1 protein-coding gene and 1 pseudogene are annotated in these 3064 nt (G+C 41.1%); one reads left to right on the forward strand and one right to left on the reverse strand.

The features are described from left to right. Nucleotides 1–1413, forward strand: a pseudogene (locus QUA34_RS29865) (caspase family protein); the annotation flags it as partial. Between the two features lie 132 nt (nucleotides 1414–1545). Here QUA34_RS29865 and QUA34_RS29870 read toward each other — a convergent pair. Then, nucleotides 1546–3064: WD40 repeat domain-containing protein (locus tag QUA34_RS29870; RefSeq protein WP_445242860.1), on the reverse strand; the 1519-nt coding region annotated here is incomplete at its 5' end.

The following is a 3064-nucleotide window of genomic DNA, read 5'->3' on the forward strand; positions in this document are numbered from 1 at the left end:
ATCCCTTCGATTGTGCTGTGGGGAGATCACTTTTGCTTGAGGGCGATCGTACTCTTTAGTCTAAACTCCAGTTATTATTTACTAAAAGCTTTGCGAGAATACGGGACAGAGATTCCTGTTAACAACTTATACGATCGCATTTCTAATCTAGTTCACAATGACTTTCAACGACAAACACCGATGTTGATTGGCGAGACAAATCGCACTTTTTTGGGCGGTCAATCTGTCGTTGCTAGCCGTAACCCTCCGGTGATGAAAGTAGATATTACCAAAAACCGAGTCCAATTGCAAATGGGTGAAGCTAGCGGCCTTAAAAAAGGGGCAGAATTCGATATTTTTCGATTCGGGACGCGGAATTTTGAGGACAGCGATAATCGCATTGCTACGGTTAAAGTTGTAGAAGTGGGAGCATCCGACTGTTGGGCAGAAGTAACGATGCTACACAACGAATTTATAACCAGAGAACTCCATCCTAAATTAAGAGAAGGAATAATTGAAATAGGTTCACCTGCTGTCTATTTATCGCCTGGATTAAAACAAATTCGTAAAATTCGCATTCTTTTGCCTTCGCCGTTACCGCAAATTCCTGGTGTCAATGTGGCACAACTACCGGTTAGCCTCCAAAATACAAAAAAGGACGTTGAAGGTCATCGCTGGATAGAATTTTGCTCGGAAGATGAAAAAGATGAGAATGTGGATTATTTTGTTTCTCTGAATTCTGAAGGGGAATATTGGATTTTGGATGGGAATAAAGAACCGATTAAAAGTCTTCTATTTCCCATCAAAGCTGATGAACCTAAAGCTAGCGAAAATCTCATTAATCGATTCATTCATATTGCCAGGTATGAAAGTATTTTGGAGCTAGATAATGAGGATTTTTCTGCTTCTTTGAATGGCAAAATTAAGGTGGAACTGATTAAATCAGTCAAACGAAAAGAGGTAGTTTTGAATGCTGATGGTCAGGTGCCGGTGTTGGAATCAGGTGAAAAAATTACCCTGCGAATTTACAATGAATCTAAGCGAGTTTTAAATATTTCGGCTTTGATTCTCCAGGCAGATTTAAGTATTGTCAAGTTCTATCCTGAAGGTATTACTTATGAACCTGTAGACCCCGGCTCATTTAAAGAAACTAAGTTTGACATGGAATTACCAGAAAATTATGAGGAAGGGGTAGATGTTATTAAAGTATTTGCGACGGTGGATGCAACGAATTTTGAGTTATTAGAGTTGCCACCCTTAGACCAACCTCGTCCAGGAATTGGTGATAAAAATCCTACTACGGCGTTGGGAGAATTATTGGTGGCGGTTGTGGATGAAGATAACCCGCAGCGCAATATTAGGGTGGTGACTGATGCGAGTGAGGAATGGACGACGGAAAAGGTGGAAGTGGTGGTGAAAAAGAGTGTAGTTTGATTTAGGATGGGGAAGGTTTAACGAATCTGTTTTTTCCAGAACTTACGCGAGTTGAGCTAATCCTAAACTAGATACCAAAACAGGTGCTAAAATTACCGCCGCTTTTGTTTAGATTCATTGGTAAGAAAAATTCTACTTTTTAGGTAGGTAATCGTGACAGCTCCGTTTATCCTCTTCCGTCACGTAGGGATTAGTTTTGAGATAATCACCAATTCTCTTACAGACTTCTTTCATCTGGCTATCTAAATCCAAATACAACTTCCAGAAAAATATCTTATTATCACCACTGCCAGAAGCAAGGGTTTGACCATCTGGATGCCAACTAATACCAGTGACCCAACCTTTATGTCCACTTAAAGTTTGCAGTAACTTGCCATCCCGACTCCAAAGCTTAATTGTATTATCAATACTTCCAGAAGCAAGGGTTTGACCATTAGGACTCCAACTCAAACTCCTAACTCCACCCTTATGTCCAGTTAAAGTTTGCAGTAACTTACCATCTCGGTTCCAAAGTTTGATTGTACTGTCCTGACTGGCAGAAGCAAGGATTTGACCATCAGGACTCCAACTTACACTCCAAACACGCGCTTGATGATTTTCCAAAGTTTTCAGAAGTTTACCATCACGATTCCAGAGTTTGATTGTATTGTCTTCTCCACCAGAAGCAAGGATTTGACTATTAGGACTCCAACTGACACTCTGGATTGAATTTTTATGACCTTCCAAAGTTTTCTCTAGTTTGCCATTGCGACTCCAAAGCCTGATTGTTTTATCTTGACTGCCAGAGGCAATGATTTGACCATTAGGACTCCAACTTACAGTATTGACTTGAGCCTGATGTCCTTTCAACGTTTTCAGCAGCTTATCATTACGACTCAAAAGTTTCACTGTGTTGTCTTTACCAGGAGAAGCAATGATTTGACCGTCAGCACTCCAACTCATATCTAAAGCGCCTGCTTGATGAGCTTTCAAAGTTTGCAAAAGCTTGCCATCACGACTCCAAAGCTTGATTGTACGATCGCGACTGGTAGAAGCAAGAGTTTGACCATCAAGGCTCCAACTCACAAAATAAACTGGACTTCGATGTTCACCTAGAAGTTGCCGTGACTGATTAAAGGGACTCCAAAATTTGATGGTATTATCCTGACTACCAGAAGCAAGGATTTTACCATCAGGATTCCAACTTATACTTTTGATTGGGCTATTGTGACCTCTTAGGGTTTGCAGTAGCTTACCATCACGTCTCCAGATTTTGATTGTTCGATCGCCATCAGCAGAAGCGATCGTTTTGCCATTCGGATTCCAACTCACACTGCTAACTGAGCTTTCTCCTTTCAAAGTTTTATTTAGCTTGCCATCCCGACTCCAGAGTTTGATTGTTTTGTCCCGACTACTAGAAGCAAGAGTTTGACCATCGGGACTCCAACTAACACTCCAAACAAGCTGTTTATGACCTTCCAAGGTTTGCAAAACCTTGCCATCATGACTCCAAAGTTTCACTTTATTGTCTTTACCAGCAGAAGCAAGAGTTTGACCGTCAGGACTCCAACTTACACCGATGACCGAATTTTCATGGTAGAAGTTCACGGGGGTAGCAAAAACCCAAAAAATCTGATAAGGTGAGGCACATGGAGAAGACAGTGCCGGAATT

It is taken from the genome of Microcoleus sp. POL10_C6 (genome assembly GCF_036701585.1).
Classification (GTDB): Bacteria; Cyanobacteriota; Cyanobacteriia; order Cyanobacteriales; family Microcoleaceae; genus Microcoleus.